At 35.0% G+C, this 21,948-nt stretch carries 25 protein-coding genes; 1 reads left to right on the forward strand and 24 read right to left on the reverse strand.

Annotation, left to right across the window (positions count from 1 at the left end):
* Window positions 1-51 precede the first annotated feature (51 nt).
* From ndk to HWV59_RS18050, 15 genes are all read right to left on the reverse strand, one after another.
* Window positions 52-498 (reverse strand): nucleoside-diphosphate kinase, encoded by a 447-nt coding sequence (ndk, locus tag HWV59_RS17980; RefSeq protein WP_102229214.1) that lies wholly within the window; start codon window positions 496-498, stop codon window positions 52-54.
* A 111-nt stretch (window positions 499-609) separates the two neighbouring features.
* Complete coding sequence (gene hepT, locus HWV59_RS17985; protein WP_175639706.1) at window positions 610-1,572, reverse strand: heptaprenyl diphosphate synthase component II; 963 nt, start codon at window positions 1,570-1,572, stop codon at window positions 610-612.
* A 95-nt stretch (window positions 1,573-1,667) separates the two neighbouring features.
* Entirely contained in the window at window positions 1,668-2,387 is a 720-nt protein-coding gene (locus tag HWV59_RS17990; protein ID WP_175639707.1) for a demethylmenaquinone methyltransferase, read from the reverse strand.
* A gap of 2 nt (window positions 2,388-2,389) precedes the next feature.
* On the reverse strand, window positions 2,390-3,166 hold the full coding sequence (locus tag HWV59_RS17995; protein ID WP_175639708.1) for a heptaprenyl diphosphate synthase component 1: 777 nt from the start codon (window positions 3,164-3,166) through the stop codon (window positions 2,390-2,392).
* Window positions 3,167-3,578: 412 nt separating this feature from the next.
* On the reverse strand, window positions 3,579-3,803 hold the full coding sequence (mtrB, locus tag HWV59_RS18000) for a trp RNA-binding attenuation protein MtrB (RefSeq protein WP_026560218.1): 225 nt from the start codon (window positions 3,801-3,803) through the stop codon (window positions 3,579-3,581).
* A gap of 120 nt (window positions 3,804-3,923) precedes the next feature.
* The gene (gene folE, locus HWV59_RS18005) at window positions 3,924-4,490 is read right to left on the reverse strand and encodes a GTP cyclohydrolase I FolE (RefSeq protein ID WP_102229218.1); all 567 of its coding nucleotides are present in this window, start codon (window positions 4,488-4,490) and stop codon (window positions 3,924-3,926) included.
* A gap of 216 nt (window positions 4,491-4,706) precedes the next feature.
* Window positions 4,707-4,985, reverse strand: coding sequence for a non-specific DNA-binding protein Hbs (gene hbs, locus HWV59_RS18010; RefSeq protein ID WP_034332307.1), 279 nt, complete (start codon window positions 4,983-4,985; stop codon window positions 4,707-4,709).
* Window positions 4,986-5,429: 444 nt separating this feature from the next.
* On the reverse strand, window positions 5,430-6,908 hold the full coding sequence (spoIVA, locus tag HWV59_RS18015) for a stage IV sporulation protein A (RefSeq protein WP_102229219.1): 1,479 nt from the start codon (window positions 6,906-6,908) through the stop codon (window positions 5,430-5,432).
* A gap of 207 nt (window positions 6,909-7,115) precedes the next feature.
* Window positions 7,116-7,844: a hypothetical protein gene (locus HWV59_RS18020; protein ID WP_175639709.1), complete on the reverse strand. Its 729-nt coding sequence runs from the start codon at window positions 7,842-7,844 to the stop codon at window positions 7,116-7,118.
* A 27-nt stretch (window positions 7,845-7,871) separates the two neighbouring features.
* Complete coding sequence (locus HWV59_RS18025; RefSeq protein ID WP_102229221.1) at window positions 7,872-8,072, reverse strand: DUF2768 domain-containing protein; 201 nt, start codon at window positions 8,070-8,072, stop codon at window positions 7,872-7,874.
* Window positions 8,073-8,668: 596 nt separating this feature from the next.
* Window positions 8,669-9,700: an NAD(P)H-dependent glycerol-3-phosphate dehydrogenase gene (locus tag HWV59_RS18030; RefSeq protein WP_175639710.1), complete on the reverse strand. Its 1,032-nt coding sequence runs from the start codon at window positions 9,698-9,700 to the stop codon at window positions 8,669-8,671.
* Between the two features lie 115 nt (window positions 9,701-9,815).
* A complete protein-coding gene (gene der / locus HWV59_RS18035; RefSeq protein ID WP_102229223.1) occupies window positions 9,816-11,126 on the reverse strand; it encodes a ribosome biogenesis GTPase Der in 1,311 nt (436 codons plus the stop codon).
* Window positions 11,127-11,476: 350 nt separating this feature from the next.
* Complete coding sequence (locus HWV59_RS18040; RefSeq protein ID WP_102229224.1) at window positions 11,477-11,668, reverse strand: capping complex subunit for YIEGIA; 192 nt, start codon at window positions 11,666-11,668, stop codon at window positions 11,477-11,479.
* On the reverse strand, window positions 11,665-12,555 hold the full coding sequence (locus tag HWV59_RS18045; RefSeq protein ID WP_102229225.1) for a YIEGIA family protein: 891 nt from the start codon (window positions 12,553-12,555) through the stop codon (window positions 11,665-11,667). The genes HWV59_RS18040 and HWV59_RS18045 overlap by 4 nt, the downstream gene beginning before the upstream one ends.
* Before the next feature lies 1 nt (window position 12,556).
* The gene (locus tag HWV59_RS18050; RefSeq protein ID WP_175639711.1) at window positions 12,557-13,165 is read right to left on the reverse strand and encodes a YphA family membrane protein; all 609 of its coding nucleotides are present in this window, start codon (window positions 13,163-13,165) and stop codon (window positions 12,557-12,559) included.
* Window positions 13,166-13,295: 130 nt separating this feature from the next.
* On the opposite strand from HWV59_RS18050, the gene HWV59_RS18055 reads away from it, so the two are divergent.
* Window positions 13,296-13,427: a YpzI family protein gene (locus HWV59_RS18055; protein ID WP_175639712.1), complete on the forward strand. Its 132-nt coding sequence runs from the start codon at window positions 13,296-13,298 to the stop codon at window positions 13,425-13,427.
* Window positions 13,428-13,664: 237 nt separating this feature from the next.
* Here the strand turns inward: HWV59_RS18055 and fni are convergent, their stop codons facing one another.
* The 9 genes from fni to prsW form a co-directional block, all read right to left on the reverse strand.
* A complete protein-coding gene (gene fni / locus HWV59_RS18060; RefSeq protein WP_328824304.1) occupies window positions 13,665-14,726 on the reverse strand; it encodes a type 2 isopentenyl-diphosphate Delta-isomerase in 1,062 nt (353 codons plus the stop codon).
* Between the two features lie 3 nt (window positions 14,727-14,729).
* Window positions 14,730-15,878, reverse strand: a complete 1,149-nt coding sequence (rpsA, locus tag HWV59_RS18065) for a 30S ribosomal protein S1 (RefSeq protein ID WP_175639713.1) — start codon at window positions 15,876-15,878, stop codon at window positions 14,730-14,732.
* A 172-nt stretch (window positions 15,879-16,050) separates the two neighbouring features.
* A complete protein-coding gene (locus tag HWV59_RS18070) occupies window positions 16,051-16,626 on the reverse strand; it encodes a lysophospholipid acyltransferase family protein (RefSeq protein ID WP_175639714.1) in 576 nt (191 codons plus the stop codon).
* A gap of 4 nt (window positions 16,627-16,630) precedes the next feature.
* Window positions 16,631-17,305 carry a (d)CMP kinase gene (gene cmk, locus HWV59_RS18075; protein ID WP_175639715.1) on the reverse strand — a complete coding sequence of 225 codons (675 nt, stop codon included), beginning with the start codon at window positions 17,303-17,305 and terminating at the stop codon, window positions 16,631-16,633.
* A 199-nt stretch (window positions 17,306-17,504) separates the two neighbouring features.
* Window positions 17,505-17,681: a YpfB family protein gene (locus HWV59_RS18080; RefSeq protein WP_175639716.1), complete on the reverse strand. Its 177-nt coding sequence runs from the start codon at window positions 17,679-17,681 to the stop codon at window positions 17,505-17,507.
* Window positions 17,682-17,732: 51 nt separating this feature from the next.
* Window positions 17,733-18,392 (reverse strand): flagellar brake protein, encoded by a 660-nt coding sequence (locus tag HWV59_RS18085; protein ID WP_175639717.1) that lies wholly within the window; start codon window positions 18,390-18,392, stop codon window positions 17,733-17,735.
* Window positions 18,393-18,578: 186 nt separating this feature from the next.
* Window positions 18,579-19,919, reverse strand: coding sequence for a germination protein YpeB (ypeB, locus tag HWV59_RS18090; protein WP_175639718.1), 1,341 nt, complete (start codon window positions 19,917-19,919; stop codon window positions 18,579-18,581).
* A 15-nt stretch (window positions 19,920-19,934) separates the two neighbouring features.
* Complete coding sequence (gene sleB, locus HWV59_RS18095; RefSeq protein ID WP_235991773.1) at window positions 19,935-21,137, reverse strand: spore cortex-lytic enzyme; 1,203 nt, start codon at window positions 21,135-21,137, stop codon at window positions 19,935-19,937.
* A 137-nt stretch (window positions 21,138-21,274) separates the two neighbouring features.
* Window positions 21,275-21,937, reverse strand: coding sequence for a glutamic-type intramembrane protease PrsW (prsW, locus tag HWV59_RS18100; RefSeq protein WP_175639719.1), 663 nt, complete (start codon window positions 21,935-21,937; stop codon window positions 21,275-21,277).
* Window positions 21,938-21,948 lie beyond the last annotated feature (11 nt).

Raw genomic sequence — 21,948 nt, forward strand, 5'->3', positions numbered from 1 at the left:
TAGAAAAAGGGGTTTGAATTTTCACATTCAAACCCCTTTTACATTTATATTTTAATAAATCCAGCTACTTATTGCTTTATTATAGTTTACTAGTTCATTTTCGTTAAAGAATAGATTTATTTCTCTTTCAGCACTTTCGTTTGAATCTGAACCATGAATGATGTTTTTACTTACATACATTGAGTAATCACCGCGTATAGTTCCCGGTTCTGCCTCTTTAGGATTTGTTTTCCCCATTAATTTTCTGGATAGTTCCACGACATTTTCACCTTCCCAGACCATTGCAAAGACAGGTCCAGAAGTGATGAATTTTACTAATTCCTCATAAAAAGGTTTGCCCTTATGTTCTCCATAGTGCTGTTCTGCCAATTCAACAGGAATAGTCATCAATTTTGCACCAACCAAATGAAAACCCTTACTCTCAAATCTACTAACAATTTCCCCAATAAGTTGGCGTTGTACCCCATCAGGTTTAACCATTAAAAATGTTTTTTCCATATATATTCTCCACCCCATAGAAAATTTATGTATAGGCTTTCATACCCAAAAAAATCATATCATGCAGGGTATAAGATTGCAATAACAGGGTGGAGATCTTTAAAATAAAATTTAAAATTTTCTTTTTCCAATATATCTCGCAATGCTATATAGGGTTGACCTTGCTTTATTTTTCGGAAGTTCTTCTAGTACTAGAAAGGCTTTTTGCAAGTACCGATCACTTATTTGGACAGATTTCTCAATAACTCCAGACGAAAGAATCATTTCTAAAACCGGCTCTATATCACCAGCTGTTGTATCGATTGAAATTTTTTCAATTTCCTTTTTAATAGATGAATTTTCAAGAGCAAACAACACAGGTAAAGTGATATTTCCTTGTAAGAGATCACTTCCAACCGGTTTACCGAGCTCCTCTGCGGTAGAGGTAAAATCTAAAATGTCATCTGTAATTTGGAATGACATGCCAACATAGTAACCAAACCAGTATAATTTCTTATGAATTTCTTCAGATGTCCCTGAGGAAATTGCTCCTAATTGACAGCTTACAGCAATTAAAAGCGCCGTCTTACGCTTTATTCTTCTTAAATATGTACGAAGTGATTGGTCAAATCGATATTTGTCTTTAATTTGCTCAATCTCACCAAGACATACATCTACTATGGCTTGTGATAAGATTTTATGAGCTAAAGTATTATCAATATTTGTCATCATTTCAAGTGACCTTGCCAGTAGATAATCCCCAGTATACATAGCAATTCGGTTATCCCATTTTGCTTTTACAGTTGGTTGACCTCTTCTCAGTTCAGCATCATCAATAACATCATCATGAACAAGTGAAGCCATATGTATTGTTTCTAACGTAACGGCTACATGTTTAACTCTGTTAATATCATAGTTTCCGAACATAGAAGACAGCAGAACAAACACCGGCCGAATTCGTTTACCACCTGCTTTTAGAAGTTCTAAATTCGCTTCCCGCAATAAAGGGTATTCTGAAACTGCCGTTTTCTCTAATTCTTGTTCAATTATATTAAGGTCATTATTTAAAAAAGAGTACATTGCTTTTAATTTCATACGTTTTCACCTTAAACTCCGATTCATTGTTATGTATAAAGAGGACCCTATAATAATGAATGACCACTACAGAAAAGTGGTCATACCCCTCATTTTTATCTACGTTCTTCTTTTTCCTTAACACCAAGATGCATCGCTGCAACACCGCCTGTAAAGGCCTTAACTTGAACATCGTTGAAGCCTGCTTCTTTAAACATAGCTGCTAGTTCAGTCATTCCAGGGAAATCACGTGCAGATTCCTGAAGCCATGAGTACTCATTATAGCTTTTCGCAAAAATTTTCCCAAATAGTGGCATGATATAGCGGAAATACAAATTGAAGAATTGCTTAAATACCGGCAGAGTTGGTTTGGATGTTTCTAAACAAACTGCCTTTCCACCTGGTTTTAATACTCGATTCATTTCCTTCAATACTTGCATGTAATCCGGAACATTCCGTAGACCAAATCCTATCGTCACAAAATCAAAACTATCATCTTCAAAAGGAAGTTGCATAGCATTGCCATGAATTAATCTTACATTTTGCAATCCCAGCTGTTCTACCTTCTGTTGACCAACCTTCAACATATTTTGGCTAAAGTCCAGACCTGTTACACTTCCTTTTGGACCAACTGCATCAGCTAGGGCAATGCTCCAGTCTGCTGTACCACAACAAACGTCTAATGCTGAATGTCCTTTTTTAACATTCATTCGTTTCATTGTTTCTTTTCGCCATGCTTTATGGCGCTGGAAGCTAATGACAGAATTCATTTGATCATAATTTTCATAAATTTTCTCAAAAACTCCATGGACTCTTTCTTCTTTCGACTGACCCATACTTATAACCCTTCTTCCACTGTCTTTTTCTCATTTAAAATGCAATCGTGAAAACGGATTGAATGAAGACGATCCAATAAAAGATCTCTATAGCCAGGTCCTCTTAGAAATGCTGTAGGAAGGTGTGAAATCGATTTATCAAAATACATATTACACGCATCTGTTAAATAGCTTATTGAAAATTGACTTCGTTTTAACCCTCTAATAAGTTGAGATTTCTCATGAGATAGTCTTTTATATGTTAAGAAATCTATACTAAATGCCTTAAGAGAATTAAGTTTGAAATGATCGGCTATATGTTGAAATAGGCTTGTTTCAACAATTTGAAGACTATTCATCATAGAGATCAATTTCAAATTATGATCATGATATAGTCTGATTTTATGTTCATTAATCTCCTTAATTGCCATTGCTAACGTTCGAACCATTTTGATATCGCCTATTTCGGAAAGCAATAAATAATATAATCCACTAAAGTAATCACCAGCTAAGACTATTAGTTGTCTTTGTATAAACTCTTCGGAATTAATAGTGAGATTGGTTGAAACATCATCATGTGTATCAAGGGCAATTTGAACAAGTATAGCCGTCAATATATAGCTTCTCCTTACTTCTTCTGAAAGGTCTATCTCATCAAAAATCGCACATAGCAGTAGCAATTTATCTTCATCAATCTTGGGTGAAGGTAAATGCTTGACTAAAAAAGGATGTTCGAGCTTCTCCTCTAAATCTTTCTTCAATTTAGCTAAATGTACTTCTAAGTCCTGCAAATATATCACCCTTGTCCCCAATTTAACATTTTATCTCTATACTACTCACTAGCCTTCTCTTCTTATATAGACATTACTTGGCTAGTAAGAAACTGCATATGTGGAAAAGGGGACAAATTTAAAACTCATTTTCTATGACCTCTACTCCACTGTTATACGGTTTCAAACATTTATTTATCATCTTGTACTATGTTATTAATAAATTTAAACAAATTCAATTATAGCATAATCCAAATTTATTTTTCATTTTAAATATGGTATTCCTATAATCATTATGAGATTAGAGTGTACAGTACGCCTGCTCCCACCATCATTGCACGATCTAATATTTTTTATTAAATGTATGAACGATCAAAAGGCGAGCGTCTCCAAAACAATCACCTTAATCTCACTCTTCACCTAACACGATATAATCGGAGAACTATTTACGAGAATCACTTTCCAATTCCCCAATAGCCGTTTGAATTTGTGCTTTTCCTCGTATTTTAATAGCTGAAGTATGTTCTGTGAATTGGGCAATCATCACTTCACCTTTATCCAGCTTTTCGGAGTGGTGAAATCTTGTATCAGAGCCCCTTGTTAAGCCAATAACATGCACACCGTCTTCAATTGCCTTAATAACTACAAAATCATTTTTTTGATTCATACTTGCACCTGCCTGTTTTTACAGTTTAACTATATATTCTATTATACATTATACCATTTTCTAATAGAGAAAACTCATAAAAATGTTTATTGAATAAATGAGCTGAACTATCTCTTTAAACTATCCCTTAATAAGTGAGAGCACTTCTGACCTAGATGCTTCATCAGTCCGAAAAATTCCTCTTACTGCTGATGTAACTGTCTGTGATCCAGGTTTCTTCACACCTCTCATTGTCATACACATATGTTCCGCTTCAATGACAACCATAACTCCGTGAGGTTCAAGTGAACTCATTATGGATTCAGCAATAGTTGAAGTTATTCTTTCTTGTAGTTGAGGCCTTTTTGCAACAGCCTCTACAGCTCGAGCAAGTTTACTTAACCCTGTTACCTTTCCACCTTTAGGAATATAGGCAATATGCGCTTTACCAAAAAAAGGAACTAAGTGATGCTCACACATTGAGTAAAATGGGATATCCTTGACCAATACAAGCTCTTCATGATCTTCTCCAAAAATTGTTTTAAAATGTTCACTAGGATCTTCGCCCAAGCCGCTAAATACTTCAGCATACATCTTAGCCACCCTTTTAGGTGTGTCTACTAATCCTTCTCTGGACGGATCTTCTCCAATTGCTTCAAGTATTAAAGTAACAGCTTTTTCAATTTTTTCATGATCTACTTGCACCATCCCTTTAGCCTCCTGATCATTTATTTGATTCAGATTCTAGCATATTCATCATATGAAAAGCAAAATAAGACTAGACGAACAGTTCTGTTTCAGATACCAAAAACCATAATTAAAATTGATCATATTTACTAAATTCAATCCAAATGAAAAGCCCCTTATAAAAAGGGGCTTTCTTAAAGAAGCTTGTATGTAATAGTCATTACATGACAAATCAACTTATTTTCCTGCAACAGCGTCTTTAAGTGCTTTACCTGGTTTGAAAGCAGGCACCTTGCTTGCAGCAATTTCAATCTCTTCACCAGTTTGTGGGTTACGACCTTTACGAGCCGCACGCTCACGAACTTCAAAGTTACCGAAACCGATAAGTTGTACTTTATCACCATCTTTTAGTGCATCTAAAATTGTATCGAAAACAGCATCAACTGCTTTAGTTGCGTCTTTTTTAGATAATTCACTAGCTTCTGCTACTGCGTTGATAAGTTCTGTTTTATTCATGCCTTTCACCTCCTCCCAAAGGGATGGAACTCTTATTAGTCTTCATTTCTTCACAGTTTTCATCAATTGTATACATGATAGTTCATGATTTGTTAGCAACACGCTTATCTTAAACGATTTTTCTACATAATTCAATCATTTTCATCATGATGATTGGATATTTAGGAAGAATTGACCAATAGAGAAAAGAATTTCTGTAAAAAGATTAACATAATCATTCAGGCGAATCAAGTAGAAACAAAATAAAAAACCAATGATATCAAGGCTTATCACTATTTTCACGAGCGTTTGTTCCTATTTCTGGATAAATCACTCTTAAAACTGAAGAAAAAACTAATTTTCTTGTGATGGTATTTAGGCAGATTTCATAATTTCTGATTGTAACAATTTAATACATTCTTTCTGAAGGAATAAAAAAAGACCCCTTATACAGAGGTCAAATCATTATAAAATGATTGCAATTAATCCACCGGAACCTTCATTGATAATTCTTTCAAGTGTTTCTTTTAATTTATATCTTGCATTTTCCGGCATTAACGAAAGTTTTGCCTGGATTCCTTCTCGAACGATTGAACTTAAGCTTCTCCCAAATATATCTGAATTCCAAATTGATAATGGATTATCTTCAAAGTCCTGCATTAGATATCGTACAAGTTCCTCTGACTGCTTCTCTGTTCCAATAATCGGAGCAAACTCTGATTCCACATCAACTTTAATCATATGGATAGAAGGTGCAACAGCTTTCAATCTTACTCCAAACCTGGAACCCTGGCGGATAATTTCAGGCTCATCTAAACTCATATCAGCTAATGCAGGTGCTGCAATACCATATCCTGTCTGCTTAACCATTCGCAACGCATCAGCCACTTGATCATATTCAGCCTTTGCATAAGCAAAATCCTGCATTAATTGAAGTAAATGATCCTTTCCACGTATTTCGACTCCTACAACCTCTTTTAGGATTTGATCATATAAATCATCAGGAGCATATAAATCAATTTCTGCTATACCTTGACCCATCTCAATCCCAGCTAAACTAGCACGGTTAATGAAGTCATATTCACTAAACTGCCCAACAACTCGATCAACATCTCTTAATCTCTTAATATCTTTTACTGTATCTTTAACTGCCTCTTGATAGCTCTGCCTTAACCAATGATCCTCTCTTAATACCATAACCCAGCTAGGCAGGTTCACATTTACCTCTAATACCGGGAACTCATATAAAGATTCTCTAAGAACATTGATTACATCTGTTTCTCTCATGCTCTCAACGCTCATTGCTAATACAGGGATATCATATTTCTCATTTAATTCTTGACGAAGGGATTCTGTTTCAGGGTGATGCGGGTGTACCGTGTTAATAATCATAATAAACGGTTTACCGACTTCTTTTAACTCTTCAATAACCCGTGCTTCAGCTTCTAAATAGTCTCTGCGCGGAATATCTCCGATAGAACCATCTGTAGTGATAACACAGCCTAGAGTAGAGTGCTCTTGAATAACTTTACGTGTTCCAATTTCTGCTGCTTCATGAAATGGTATAGGCTCTTCGTACCATGGTGTATTAATCATTCGAGGGCCATTTTCATCCTCATAACCTTTAGCACCAGGAACTGTGTAGCCGACACAATCTACTAATCTAATATTGACATCAAGTCCTTCATCAACATGGATGGAAACAGCTTGATTAGGGACAAATTTCGGCTCAGTTGTCATGATGGTTTTACCAGCAGCACTTTGCGGTAATTCATCTTGAGCTCTTGCTTTGTCAGATTCATTGTCAATGTTAGGTAGTACGACTAATTCCATGAATTTTTTAATAAAAGTAGATTTACCTGTTCGTACTGCACCAACTACTCCTAAATATATATCGCCACCGGTTCGTTCAGCGATATCCTTGAAAATATCTACTTTTTCCAAGTGATCCCCTCCCGATCATACAATTTGGGATAAAGCTTATCCGTTTTCTTATAGGACACTATATATGTATGACATTGTCCTATTTATTTATGACTTTGTTTCCAAATTTTTTTCAACTATCGCCTTATTGTGTTTAAGTTAAAAAGCGAAAAAGAAAACCCTTCTTTTAGAGTTTATTCTCTTAAGAAGGGTTCATGACTAAATTTTTCATTTATTTGTTTCTATAAGAAACATAGGCTCTCCCTTACTATCTATTGTATATGGAAGAGAATAGGCAGGCACGAATTGATATTCTCTAACTAATATCCCTCTAATATCGTCACCTTGTTTATAGTTGTTGTTTCCATGATCTTGTAGCGCTTGGTTCAGGTCAATTCGATAATCAACATAAATTTGTGCATCTTTATCAATAACTAATGGCAATAGTTCTCCAGAATAAGGACTCTCAACCATCGGATCTTCTTTATAACCAAGTTTTTCATAATCTAATGTATAAATTTCATTTGTAATAACATCTTTAAATGGAGGATATCCATTTGCCTGTCGATAAACATTCAGCTTCACATTAAGCTCGTGAATTTCCTCAGCCATTCTTAAATCAATTAATTTAACCTTTGGATCCTCTTCTACATCAACTAAGACATATTGATAAATTCCGCCAGTTTCATAAGCAGTACCGGGTGGCTCGGCCATATATTTTGGAATTAAAGCAGAAAAATCTATCGGATACTTTTGATAAATTGGCGTTGACATGTCTCTTGTTTTAATTGGCAATAAACCATTTGTATCTTGTTGATATTGATCAATTGAGGTTTGTACTGCCTGTATTTGATCATTATAAGGTATGGTATTTTTTTGAAGCCTTTCTTCAGGATATAAGCATCCTGTCAATAAGAAACAGCTTACTATTATTAAGAGTGTATTTGACAACTTCATAGTCAATAACTTCCTTTTAACATATATTTATTCTGAAACAGGTCCTGTAAATACGACAAATATAATAATAATTCCTGCTAGAATCATAAAGATGTAGGCTAAAATTGTTACTATTGCTTTAAATAAACCTTTCAGCTTAAAACGACTAAAATAAATAAGTATGATCGAGATAAACATAAATCCCATTGATGCAAATGAAATCCACATCTTCATTAACGCCGGACTCATCTTATTCCTCCTTTTGACAACGCTTAATACAACCGCCTTACAACAACTTTAAACGATATGATCACTTGTCCAATATGTAAGATATGACTAATAAATGGTGCACTTTTACACAGTTACCATTTTACAGACTCACCGTCGATTATATTATACTTCTAATTGCTTGTCCAAAAATCCCGTAAATTCTAATATGTACAACACTGAACTTTTTCATTACAGTAAAAATTTTTAGCGTTGCCATGTTAAATTTGCATAGCCTTCATATTTAATAATATTTTGACAGAAAAAAACTGAAGTAAAGAGGGGACGAACTTTACTTCAGCACATGGTAAACGACTAAATAGTACCCAACAATAAGAACAACTCTAATTTGACTACGATGCATTTTATGCGGAAGAAGAAGCTTTTGTATCCTCTAATGCCTATTATAGCCACTAATCTTTCCTATTTTCGGTTAATGAACTGGCTTTTTAGGAACCTGAGTTTCAAAACCTGCAATCCACTTTATGCAAGCAGTAAATACCTTATAGGATAATATGTTTCTTTGTTTTGTTTCTTGGTATTTTATGCAAAATCATTGACAATTGTCACATCAATAATTATCGATTTTCCATAATATTCACAAGATCTTCCATTTCATGAGTCTTTACACGTGCCATTAAGGCATCAACTGCTTCCTTAGGTGCTTTTCCATTAAAAAGAACATCATATAAAGCTTCAGTTATCGGCATTTTTACATCATACTTTCTTGCTAATTGAAAGCCGGCCTTTGTTGTTCTAACACCTTCAACAACCATACCCATATTTGTAAGTACTTCCTCAAGATTATGGCCTTTGCCCAGCAAATTACCTGCACGCCAGTTTCTTGAATGAACGCTTGTACAAGTAACAATTAAATCACCAATTCCAGTTAATCCGGAAAATGTGAGAGGATTCCCTCCCATCTTGCTTCCCAGGCGAGCAATTTCAGCTAAACCACGAGTGATAAGTGCTGCTTTGGCATTATCTCCGTAACCGAGTCCGTCGGTAATTCCTGCTGCCAATGCTATTATGTTCTTTAGAGCTCCGCCTATTTCAACACCAATAATATCAGGGTTCGTGTAGACTCTGAAGTTTTGATTAATAAAAAGATCCTGTATGTATTCAGCTGCCTTCATATTATTTGATGAGGAAGTTACTGTTGTAATATGTCTTTGGCTCACTTCTTCCGCATGACTCGGACCTGAAAGTACCACAACATCTCTTAATAGGTCCTCACGCATTTCCAGTTCAATAATTTCAGAAATTCTAAGTAAAGTATCCGGTTCAATCCCTTTGCTTACATGTACAATTGTGACAGGTTCCTTTAAGACCTCTTGCATATCTTTCAATACATCTCTAATCGCTTTTGTCGGAACAGCTAACACGACTGTTTTAACATCCTTCAAGCTTTCTTGAAGATTAGAATATCCTTCAATATTAGTCGGAAGTTCTACACCTGGTAAATACTTTTCATTCTTTTTTGTAGCATTAATCTCTTTAATTAATTCAGGACGATGGCCCCATATTCTAACATGATGTCCATTATCAGCTAACACAATAGCAAGTGCTGTTCCCCAGCTACCTGCACCTAATACTGTTATTTGTTCCATAATTTCACGCCCTTTATCTGAAAATTAATGACTCGATCCAAAGACACAGTGGGGCATGTTGAAAATATTGAACATTTCTTCAACATGGACTATGTCAGTTTAGATAATGGATCAATTATTTTCTTTCTCTAGCAAAGATCTTGATTGGCGTCCCATCAAACTCGAAAGCTGCTCTGATTCTGTTTTCTAAAAATCGCTCATATGAAAAATGCATTAATTCCGGATCGTTAACAAATACAACAAAAGTAGGCGGTTTTACAGCCACTTGAGCAGTATAGAAGATCTTTAATCGTTTCCCCTTATGTGTAGGTGTTGGGTTCATTGCAACAGCATCCATCACGACATCATTTAACACATTTGTTTGTACACGTCTTGAGTGATTTTCACTAGCTAGTATAATGTGTGGCATTAATGTATGGATTCTTTTTTTCGTTTTTGCAGATAAGAAGACGATTGGAGCGTAGTCTAAAAACTTAAAATGATCACGTATATTCGCCTCAAATTCCTTCATTGTTTTTTCATCTTTTTCAACAGCATCCCATTTGTTTACGACAATAACTACAGCCTTGCCTGCTTCATGAGCGTATCCAGCGATATGCTTGTCCTGTTCAATGATTCCTTCTTCTCCATTTATTACTACCAATATAACATCTGAACGATCAATTGCTTTTAAAGCTCGTAAAACACTATATTTCTCGGTCGTTTCATATACTTTCCCTTTTTTTCTCATACCCGCTGTATCGATAATTACAAATTCTTGTCCTTCATATTTATAGATTGTATCAATTGCATCCCTAGTCGTTCCTGCAATATCACTAACAATTACTCGGTCTTCTCCTAAAATCGCATTAACAAGGGAAGATTTCCCTACATTTGGCCGTCCAATTAAAGAAAACTTTATTGTCGTTTCATCATAATCATCTGACCCCATATTTTTGAAATGCTTAGCTACTTCATCTAATAAATCTCCCAATCCTAAGCCATGTGATCCTGAAATTGGAAAAGGTTCTCCAAAGCCTAATGAATAAAAATCATAAATATTTGCGCGCATTTCCGGGTTATCGACCTTGTTAACTGCTAAAACGACCGGTTTATTTGAACGATATAAAATTTTTGCAACCTCTTCGTCTGCTGCAGTTACTCCTTCTCGCACATTTGTTAAAAACACAATCACATCGGCTTCTTCAATGGCAATTTCAGCTTGATGTCGTATTTGTGCTAAAAAAGGTTCATCACCAATATCAATTCCACCTGTATCAATTATGTTAAATTGATAATTTAACCATTCACCGGAACTATAGATTCTATCTCTAGTAACACCTGGTATATCCTCAACGATTGAAACACGTTCACCGACTATTCGATTAAAGATTGTTGACTTTCCTACGTTCGGTCTTCCTACAATTGCTATTACTGGTTTTGCCATACAATACACCTTCCCTAACTAAATAAACTCATTTTGCAAATAAGTGCAACATTATGGTGATGTTACCTATACAAAAGTTTAATAAAATCTTTCATCTAACATGAGACTCTCTCTATCTCAAACTAAACAACGAAACTCTATATATGTAGTCATTAGCTTATTTTTCAAATAATAAACTATCACTTCAATGCAAAATAGGCTCTTATTAAAAAACGGCTCTCGCCACTTCATTTGAAATAAGACTCTTTCTTCAATTTAATCCTTCAGACTGATCTTATAAAAGAAACCCTTCTAATTATTAAGAAGGGCTTAACTTTTATATATTATCAAACATTTCCTTAAATCACAACTTAGTGTTTGACGATGACATACATATCATCACCAATACCGTGTGCGATGCCATCTAATATTGCTTCAAGGTTTTTAGCATAGAAATTCATCTCTTCAGTTGTTTTACATATAAAAATTGCTGTCCCACCTGCTGCCTTTGTTTTATCTGTTGTTATAATGGCAAGTATATATTTTTCAATCGCACTCATTATTCCCCTCCTCGACGATTTGATTTCGCTTCAGACGGCATTCTAATTGCATTTTCAAGGGTCGGTACATTTCCAATAACGCGAATAGCTTTATCAACATCATGGTCTTGTGGTAAAACAAATACTCCAAGGCGGCCATCTCCGAGATCCCGTTTCGCTAATGGAACTAATGATGGTTCTCCAGAGTCCCGAACAACACCCAACGCAGTTGAAACATCATGTAATATCGCTTGACGTTGACCTAGATTCGCAATCGTCGTTCGAGAATTTTCATTTTTGGGTGTTAAAACAAAACCCATTCCATATTTAAGTACTGCTTTTTGTTTATCAGGTATCCCTATATTCATAATATAAATATTATCTACAAATAAACCTGCACCTTCAAAATGGGGCTCAACAAATTCAATATCTACAAGGTCCTTCATTCTACTACCTGACATCAATTTACGACATATCAAAAAACAAACGATCCCAACAATAATAGCTGCATATACATTAATGACTAAATAGGCAAAGGTCGTTAAAAGTGATGTGAAAATAACTAGGTAGTTTCTACTTTCAAATGCTATAGCAATTCCTTCAATATATGTATTTCCTCTTGGGACCAGCTCATATTCATCTAATACAGTCAGCGTGTTTCTTTCCATATTCCTGACATCCCGAAATTGTGATGCAGCAAGAGTCAAAAACGTGATTGCCGTAAAATCTTCCTCCATAATAGAAGGTACAGCAACTGTACCAAGACCTGCAGCAATAAACCCCAATGCTATGTGAATAATTTTCCCATGTAAATATGTTGGATATTGCCGGTAATCAGTTCTTAACATATGAAGCCTTGTAAGAACTCCTACTATGACACCAAAGAAAACTGGTAAAGTGTATTCATTCATTTTATCCTTGTTTCTCCTTTGTTGTTTTTTGCAACTTTCCTATAGAGTTCTCCATCATAATAGTAAGATGTTGTACAGCACTCCATAAAAAGATGATGAGACAGCCAATTGACAACATATCTAAAAAGGATTGTGTTCCAAATGTTAATACATCATGAAATTGTCCCAGAACGATCCAATATAGACATTCTCCTTGACACAGGGAAATTACGTACAAAGAAAATCGTTCAATAGAAGTACGTCCTAAATAAATCGCTAATATACTTATGATAAAGCCAATAATAAAACGAACATCAAAAATAAACCAAACTGGATCATAAATTCTAAATAACATAATACCTGAATAAGCAAAGGTGAGTGATAAACTCGTTAAATAAAATGAAACCAATTTTAACTTATTAAGATTTACAGCCAGATAATATCCTAAAAATAAAAAAAACAATAATGTCATATTGATGGAATAAGTAGAAATAACTAAATACCACTTACTTAATAAAATCGAAATTAAAATAAAAATACTCACTGTTAAACGTTTTTTATTTTTATCCATCATAAATGTTGTGAAGATCCAAACCAACCACATGATCCAATAAAAAAAGATACCTTCCATCTCACTCCTCCTACTATTCCCATTATGTCTATTTCTCATTATGTTTAATCGAATATTAGAAAAAAATAGTAGGCATGAATGAACGAAAAAAAACAAAAAATGAAATATAACGATTAAAGGGGGAAATAAAATGGGTAAAGACCGTCAAGAAAAAAAATTAAGGGAAAGTAAACACGTAGAATCTGATCGAGATCAATCATTAAATTATCCAGGAGCAACAACTTTAGAAGGTCCTGAAGCAGCACGAAAACGTAATAAATAGATTAAAAAAGGAGAACCTTATATAAAATAGGTTCTCCTCAGACTGTTGACAAACGCTCGCTTTCTTCGTTACTCACCTTGCTGCGGTGTGCTCATTACCACCCCCGGTAACTCCGCTCCTCACAAGGCTTCGTGCCTCGAAAGCAAGCGTTAGCAATCAGTCTGAGGGGCTAGCAATGTTACTTTGTCTACATTTTGATGAGAACCTTATATAAAATAGGTTCTCCTCTTACTTTGTTTATCTTTGACTATATTTTGTGGTATTAATACCTCTTTCGGTTAACCAATGATGTGTTTGACCGGTAATAACTAATGGTGCATGTTTGAGTTCATATGTATTCCTTACACCAAGAGCTGTCATAATAAGGATTAGATCTTCTTCTATTTCTTTTATTTCCTGGACTAAATCTTCATATCCTTTTTCTATAAAGATTTTTAAGAAATGACCAGCTACACCTACCATTGATGAACCTAATGCAATTGCTTTTGCTACATCAAGAGCTGATTGAATTCCTCCTGAACCGATAATAGATATATCTTTGTTAAAACTATGTATTTCAGCGATTGATGCTGCAGTTGAAATACCCCAAGAGTTAAAATAAGATAGAACCCGTTGCCTGCGAAGATTTTCTATTTTTGAAAAATTTGTACCTCCATAGCCTCCAATATCAATCGCTGAAATGCCAGCTTCGTGTAATTTAGAAGCCATTTCACGATTCATCCCAAAGCCAACCTCTTTTACAATAACAGGTACAGAAATATTTTTAGTGATGCTTTCAATTCTTTTTAACGCATCTTTAAAGTCACGGTCACCCTCAGGCATCACAAGTTCTTGAACAACATTTAAATGTATTTGCAAGGCATTTGCCTCAAGCATGTCGACTGCAATTTTCACTTGGTCAATGGTTGCCTCACTTCCAAGGTTCGCCAGAATTATCCCCTTAGGATTCACCTTTCTCATAATTTCATATGAAGGTCGCTCCCCTTTGTCTTTTATAGCGGACATTTGGGAACCAACAGCTACTGCAATACCTGTTTCACCTGCAGCCATCGATAGTGCTTCATTTATAATCCTTGTATCTTCGCCACCGCCGCCTGTCATCGCATTTATTAAAAGAGGCGAACTTAGAGTAAGTTCGCCAATTTGGGTTGATAAATCAATATCGTTAACAGACAAATTTGGTAAGCTCTGATGAACAAAGGTTATATCTTCGAGTCCATTTGTAAGTTCTTGTCCTGTAGACAAGGCATGTTGAATATGCTCAATTTTTCTCTCTGCTCTTTTACTCACCTTTATCACCGTTTATTTTAGTTTTTTTAGTTGATCTCCAATCATCTCTCCTAATTGGAAACCGGAAGATGAATCTTCTTGAGACTGATATTGAATAACGTCTTCATCCGTAGCTTTCGTCGCTTCTTCAAGCTCACGAATACTTAATGAAATTCTTTGCTCAGATTCATTAATATCTAAAACTTTCACTTTAACTTCCTGATTTTCTTCTAATACTTCGTGTGGTGTGCCAATGTGTTTGTTAGAGATTTGCGAAATATGTACAAGTCCCTCTACTCCAGGAAGTATCTCAACAAATGCACCAAAAGAAACTAAACGTCTCACAACACCGTCTACTACATCACCAATTTGGACTTTTTCTTTAATATTGGCCCATGGTCCAGGTAATGTTTCTTTGATTGATAAAGAGATTCTTTCATTATCGCGATCAACTGAAAGTACCTTTACAGATACATTTTGTCCTTCTTGTACAACATCAGATGGCTTATCAATATGCTGATGTGATAATTGAGAAATATGCACTAAACCATCAATACCGCCGATATCTACAAACGCTCCAAAATCAGTTAAGCGTTGAACAGTTCCATCAATTGTGGAACCAACTTTAATAGAATCTAAAACTTCAGATTTTTTCTCACTTTGCTCTTTTTCAATAACTGCTCGATGTGATAAAATCACTCGATTCTTCTCTTTGTCTAATTCTACTACGATAAGAGAAAGAGTTTTTCCCATATATTCTGAGAAATCTTCTACGAAGTGTGCTTCTACTAAAGATGCAGGAATAAACCCTCTTACTCCTAAATCAACGACAAGACCGCCTTTTACGACATCCTTTACATCAGCATGAAATACTTCTTTTGTTTCGTATTTTTTTACAAGTTCATCCCATGCCTTTTCTGCATCAATTGCTCGTTTGGATAAAACTAATGCTTCTTCCTCAACTTTTAATACTTTTAATTCAAGTTCATCATTTTCGCTTATGACATCAGAAGCTTTTTCAACATGTAGGCTTGAAAGCTCACTGATTGGAATGATACCGGAATGCTTACAATTTTCAATTTCTACAATTACCTGTTTTTCCTCGACTTTTGTTACGATTCCTTTAACAACATCACCAACTTCAGGTGTATCAACTTGAACACTGTTTAAATCTTCTACCATTTCAATTACCTCCTTGTCAAAACCTGAGCGACTTTTGATTAACTTTATGTAAGATTTCATTTTATTTATAAATAAAAGAGTTTTCCTCCCCCTAAAAATAAAATGAAAAATCCCTTCATTTTAAACTTCTAATAAATGATACTTTTTGTCAAGCAAGAAGTCTTCAATTCCTTTACTTTTGAAGTAGTTTATTTATTTCTTCCATAATAATACTTGTCATTTCTTCAGCATTTATTTTTTTCTCGCGATATTCTTCCATGTTTATAGGTTTACCATAAACAACCCGTAGAGTGCGAAAAGATTTATATGGTCCAATTATAGCACATGGAACAACAGCAGCAGTAGACCGAAGTGCAAAGAATCCAGCACCAGCTTGTCCTTTTCCCAGTTTTCCATCTTTACTCCTTGTTCCCTCCGGAAACACCCCTAATACATGACCCTCTTTTAACACTTTAAGACCTGCCCGGATTGCTTCACGGTCTCCTCCACCGCGCTTCACAGGAAAAGTTCCAAAGTTGGTTAATAATTGCTTTAATACCGGTACTTTAAAAAGTTCTGCTTTCGCCATAAATAATACTTTTCTTGGCGCAGTTACTCCAACTACCGGAGGATCAAAATTACTTATGTGATTTGTACAAAGTAATACTCCACCTTCTTTGGGAAAGTGCTCCAATCCCTCAACTTTAATACGATATGTTGGTTTTAATAAGCCTGCAACAACTGACCTTGCAAAAGGATATAATGACACGATATCAAAGCCTTTCTTCTATATAGTCTTCTATTTTTTTTACGACCTGTTGAATAGATAAAGCAGTGGTGTCAAGTTCTATTGCATCCTCTGCCTTTTTTAGAGGTGCAATCTCTCTTTCAGAATCAAGCTTATCACGATTCGCAATTTCTTGTTTAAGTTGTTCAAGATTTGATTCATATCCTTTTTTTACATTTTCATCATGTCGTCTTTTAGCTCTTTCTTCAACAGAAGCCCTTAGAAAGATTTTAAGTTCAGCTTCAGGTAGTACATGGGTACCTATATCTCGGCCATCCATTACTACACCACCTTCTGAAGCAAGGAGGCGCTGACGCTTTAACATTTCTTCCCTCACTAATGGGTGCATGGCAACATATGAAACATGATTTGTTACTTCATTTGTACGAATCACTTCTGTAACATCCTCGGTATTCACTTTAACAATTTGTCCATTGTCAGATGGAAAAAGCTCAATTGTAATTTGTGACAGCACATCGGCTACTTGCTGCTCATTTCTTAAATCCACACCTTCTTGTAATGCTTTATACGTTAGCGCACGATACATCGCACCAGTATCTATATATATATATGAGTAATCTTCTGCTATTATTTTTGCAACTGTACTTTTTCCTGCTGCAGCTGGTCCATCAATTGCAACAGATATTTTTTTCAATGTCATTGTTTCCTCCAAATAGGTTTTTAGTCTAGTAGTTTCTTGTTAGTATCAATAGTACATATTTGGCAACCCTTTACTACTATTCTTAAGATTTTTATGAAATCTTTGTTTAATTACTAGCTATCATTTTTAACTATATCTCCAAAATCTTCATATAAAAAATAACAAATAAATGAAGCAGGTCAAGGTCACCTGCATCTGTTTATTGACTAAATGTTTCCAGCCACTCAGTTATAGTCATTTTATTTACACCTTCATATTGAACAACGCGAGAAAGGTAAGGTTGTACATGAGAATTTTGTATTAATAGCTGTGCACAAACCAGTGCTATAAATTGGATAACTATTAATTTAATTAATATGCGTTCAACTCGTTCCAATACGATTCAACTCCGGCATTTTCTTACTAGTATGGTTAAAAATACCGAGTATTATTCTTCAATAAGCCCTTTTCTACGCAATTGAATTTGTTGATTAAAACAAAATTGAAGTAAAATTTGTCTTGTCTCTTCATTTATATCAAGAAATTGGATTGGAGCCTTTACGAATAGCTCATGATCTCCTGGCATGATTCGAATAATCTTCCCCTTAACCTTTATGTATTCCATTTGATCTTTATGAAAGGGAAGAGCAAACCAAATCATAATTTCTTGATCTTTTTTTAGTTTTGTTGTTTTAGGAAGAAGAAGAGCTGTCCCACCGGCACTTATATCTGAAGTTACAGCTGTAAAAGCTTCAAATTCATTCTCTTTTGGATGTATAGCAACATCTAAGTTCGTATTAATTCTAACAAACTGTCTTCTTTGTATACGGATAAGCTGATTATCACCAGGATATGTTAATGAAATCATTGGAATATTTTCCTTTGATCGACCTGTAACTTCTGTTTGAAATCGATATACATTATCGTTAGTTACAAAAGAAGCATTTAACTCAGTTCCAATAATTAAAAAAGCTGTACGGCCTGTTTCTAGGTTAATGGGATAATCAATAAAAAGCTTATTACCTTTTCTTTCAACAAGCTTACATTTTAATCTTTCTAATTTTTCACCTTTTGTTTCTAAAGTAATGACATCCCCAATTTTCAGCACATTATCACTCTTTCTAAGTACTCTCTTTCTTATTAAAGCATGGACAATACCGTTGCGCAAGAGACAATTCAATATTAAACTTTTGTTTGGTATCGGTTTTGAATCACAAAATAATACTTCTTAAAATGTAATAAAACACGAGGAAGATACACCACTTTTTTTAAAAATGGGTATCCTCCTCATGTTTTATATTTCTTGAAAAATCGGCTCCGGATTTTTCAACATTTCCACTTTTTCTTCTGTGTTATTATCAGCATTAATAAAGATTCGATACGTATCATTCTCAATCGTTCCTAAAAATTCATAACAGAGAACTTCCTCACCAAACTCATTTAAAATGAGCGCTAGACGATCTTCGTGAACTTCAAGACTTGGGTTGAGCATTTTCGAAGCTTCTGCCTTTGAAATCTTCGGTTTTGTAATTTCCCGCTGTTTGTGTGCAGCAAGGTAGTCTCTTGCTGAAAAACCAATTACCTCACCATTGTCCAAAGCTACTTTCATTCGTATCGAATCCGGGTAGACTCTTACACCATCAATAATAGATACAAATGTGAAAACACCAACATTATCATATTGTGCACTTTCAAATAGATCTAAATCTTCAAAACCGTGTTTTTTTAGAAAATCACTTGCATGTTCAGTAGCTTGATTAAGACTTATTTCTTTCTTTTTTATTTCTCTATTTTGAACTAAGTAAATTGGATATCCGCCTTTTTTTGTAATATCCATATTAATATCAACTTTCTGCTCTTTATCATCCATTGACACGCTATAAAACCCAAAATCTGAACCTTCGCCATTTTCGGTTACTTTAATATCGGCTACCTCATTTTCAACAAACTTCTTAGCGACTGCTTCCGCTTCTTTTTTACTTATTTCTTTACCTTCCAGCTTTTCAAAGCCGGCGTCAGTCTTCATCGATGTTTTTGTTGCACCAAAATCAGCTTCAGAGTAGCTTTCCACATTTTTTTCAACTGTTTTGAGACCATCAATAATTGTGTTGTCCGCTTGTTTTTGTCCTGATGCTAATGCAAGTTCAACATCCATCCACCTTAAATTATTGTTTAGTACAAGGTTTTGGACATTACGTAACTCTTTCTGAATATCAGCTGCATTTGTATACATAGATTTTAGCGTTTCATATTCTTTTTCTGTTAAAGGATCTTTTTCAAGATCACGAACAGCTGCACGATAACTAAAATCACTTATTCCTGCTAAAAACTCTTCAGTCTTGTTAAATGGCATTAGTGCTAATGGTAGTTGTCCAACATCAGATTGTGCTTCAGACGTAATTCTCCATACATCAGCTAGTGCCGGTGACAAGGACTTTCTTGAATTCATTGCCAGAGTAGCACCTATTTTGTCATGCAGTTGATCAACTCGATACGATAAATCATGAAATGCACGCTGATAACTGTTTTCCGCTTGAATTAATACTGCATTTTTCTCTTGATGTTCTTTATATCCCCAGTAAGCGGAACCGATGACCGCTACTGATAAAACGCCGATTAAAATTCCACGTATCATAAGTTGTCACCCCTTCTATTTGCAAAAAATATGTTTCCCAATACGCTTAATTTGTGGCCTACCCCAAATCCAAGAACTTGTAGCTGTATTTGGATTAAAATAATAGATGGCATTTTCTGTAGGATCGAATCCATTTATTGCGTCAAGTACGGCTTTTTTTGCCTGTTCATTAGGCGTTAACCATATTTGACCATCTGCAACAGCGGTGAAGGCAAGTGGTTCAAAAATTACACCTGAAACTGTATTTGGAAAAGTTGGGCTATTTACACGATTTAAAATAACTGCAGCAACAGCCACCTGACCAATATATGGCTCTCCTCTCGATTCCCCGTATACAGCGTTGGCCATTAACTGAATATCATTTTGTGAGAATCCACCAGGCATGTTAACGGCAGTAGAGTCATTTTGTTGCTGATTGTTTTGTTGTGCCTGATCGTTCCGATTATTCTCTTGTTGATTTTGTGGTGCCTGTTGTTGTTTTTGCTGTTGTTGTTGCTGTTGTTGTTGCTGTTGAGCTTCTTGCTGTTTTTGCTGTTGTTGTTGCTGTTGAGTCTCTTGCTGTTTTTGCTGTTGTTGTTGTTGTTGTTGTTGTTGAGCATCTTGCTGTTTTTGCTGTTGTTGTTGCTGTTGAGCTTCTCGCTGTTTTTGCTGTTGTTGTTGTTGTTGAGCATCTTGCTGTTTTTGCTGTTGTTGCTGTTGAGCTTCTCGCTGCTTTTGCTGCTGTTGAATATTTGCCTGTGCTTTGTACTGTTTTTCAGACTCTATTTTTCTCTGCTCTGCAATTTGTCTGGCTTTTTGTATTTCTTGTTCCGTTGGCGCTGATTGAATATCTAAAGGTACTCCTCCATAATGAGTAAACTTTCTCCCATTATTAATTTGTTCATAAACAAAATCACTATAGAATTTTGTTGATCTTGCTAACATATCCTTTGTTTTTTGTCCTACCAGCCCATCAATTTCCTCTAAACCAAACATATTTTGAAAGTTTTTTACCGCCCAATACGTACTCCATCCATAAACACCATCAATTGGTCCATGATAATATCCGTTATACTGTAATCTTGCTTGTAATTCGATTACATCACTTCCCGTTGCACCTCTTTGTATGATTTGTCCTGAAAAAGCATGTGCCTCTGGGGTTTGTTCTGAAAAAAACTGATATGTGACAGTAGTAAACGTCATGACGACAACCATCATCATTATGCGCATATTTTTCATGTTGAATGCCTCCTCTAATAGATGTAGTTGCTTAAATGTATTTTTTGTAGTCTTTGGTATTTTATTCATCTATATACATATAACCAAGTTCAAAAAAAGAGTCATCTAATTAAAATACGGCAAAAAAATAAGCTGCACTACGGCAGCTTAGTATCAATTACTTTTATTCTGGCTTTTTTCGCTTTGTGGAGAGCAAACCACCAAAGAAACAACATAAATGGAACCATTGTATATTCCCAGTTAAGGTAACTTAATAAAATAGAATCGTAAACTGAATGTAATAATATTGGAATTGTACATGATAAGACAATCCATTTTGGACGATTCACTTGTGATGTAAACTTTCCTTTCCCTAGATAATATCCCATAATAACTCCAAATAATGCGTGGCTTGAAACTGGCAATATAGCGCGCCCTAATGCATGCTCAACACCATTTGCAAATAAGTATAAAATATTTTCCAAGGTAGCAAATCCTAAAGAAACAGATACTCCATAAACAATCCCATCATAATGCTCATTAAAATGGATGTGTTGATATATAGTAAAAAATAAAATAAACCACTTAAAAAACTCTTCTAAAAATCCAACTGCTACAAAGGTATATAAAAATTGTGAAGCAAAGACGGCTTCAACATCCAACACATACTGGATAAACATAATTGGAAATACGAGCAAGGCCCCGAAAATAAAAGAGCGCATTACTAAAGATATAGGTTCAGAATCGTATTGATCTTTTAAATAAAAATAACTTAATAAAGCAAGACCTGGGGCAATGCCCGCAGAAATAATTGCAATCATTCACAGGCCTC

Origin of the sequence: Metabacillus schmidteae (assembly GCF_903166545.1) — a bacterium.
Lineage (GTDB): Bacteria > Bacillota > Bacilli > Bacillales > Bacillaceae > Metabacillus > Metabacillus schmidteae.

What these genes read in the sequence shown, in the direction of transcription:
- ndk (WP_102229214.1), bottom strand. Translation starts at nt 498, where the DNA reads ATGGAAAAAACATTTTTAATGGTTAAACCTGATGGGGTACAACGCCAA.
- hepT (WP_175639706.1), bottom strand. Translation starts at nt 1,572, where the DNA reads ATGAAATTAAAAGCAATGTACTCTTTTTTAAATAATGACCTTAATATA.
- HWV59_RS17990 (WP_175639707.1), bottom strand. Translation starts at nt 2,387, where the DNA reads ATGGGTCAGTCGAAAGAAGAAAGAGTCCATGGAGTTTTTGAGAAAATT.
- mtrB (WP_026560218.1), bottom strand. Translation starts at nt 3,803, where the DNA reads ATGAATCAAAAAAATGATTTTGTAGTTATTAAGGCAATTGAAGACGGT.
- folE (WP_102229218.1), bottom strand. Translation starts at nt 4,490, where the DNA reads ATGGTGCAAGTAGATCATGAAAAAATTGAAAAAGCTGTTACTTTAATA.
- hbs (WP_034332307.1), bottom strand. Translation starts at nt 4,985, where the DNA reads ATGAATAAAACAGAACTTATCAACGCAGTAGCAGAAGCTAGTGAATTA.
- HWV59_RS18020 (WP_175639709.1), bottom strand. Translation starts at nt 7,844, where the DNA reads ATGAAGTTGTCAAATACACTCTTAATAATAGTAAGCTGTTTCTTATTG.
- HWV59_RS18025 (WP_102229221.1), bottom strand. Translation starts at nt 8,072, where the DNA reads ATGAGTCCGGCGTTAATGAAGATGTGGATTTCATTTGCATCAATGGGA.
- HWV59_RS18030 (WP_175639710.1), bottom strand. Translation starts at nt 9,700, where the DNA reads ATGGAACAAATAACAGTATTAGGTGCAGGTAGCTGGGGAACAGCACTT.
- der (WP_102229223.1), bottom strand. Translation starts at nt 11,126, where the DNA reads ATGGCAAAACCAGTAATAGCAATTGTAGGAAGACCGAACGTAGGAAAG.
- HWV59_RS18045 (WP_102229225.1), bottom strand. Translation starts at nt 12,555, where the DNA reads ATGAATGAATACACTTTACCAGTTTTCTTTGGTGTCATAGTAGGAGTT.
- HWV59_RS18050 (WP_175639711.1), bottom strand. Translation starts at nt 13,165, where the DNA reads ATGGAAGGTATCTTTTTTTATTGGATCATGTGGTTGGTTTGGATCTTC.
- HWV59_RS18055 (WP_175639712.1), top strand. Translation starts at nt 13,296, where the DNA reads ATGGGTAAAGACCGTCAAGAAAAAAAATTAAGGGAAAGTAAACACGTA.
- rpsA (WP_175639713.1), bottom strand. Translation starts at nt 15,878, where the DNA reads ATGGTAGAAGATTTAAACAGTGTTCAAGTTGATACACCTGAAGTTGGT.
- cmk (WP_175639715.1), bottom strand. Translation starts at nt 17,305, where the DNA reads ATGACATTGAAAAAAATATCTGTTGCAATTGATGGACCAGCTGCAGCA.
- ypeB (WP_175639718.1), bottom strand. Translation starts at nt 19,919, where the DNA reads ATGATACGTGGAATTTTAATCGGCGTTTTATCAGTAGCGGTCATCGGT.
- sleB (WP_235991773.1), bottom strand. Translation starts at nt 21,137, where the DNA reads ATGAAAAATATGCGCATAATGATGATGGTTGTCGTCATGACGTTTACT.
- prsW (WP_175639719.1), bottom strand. Translation starts at nt 21,937, where the DNA reads ATGATTGCAATTATTTCTGCGGGCATTGCCCCAGGTCTTGCTTTATTA.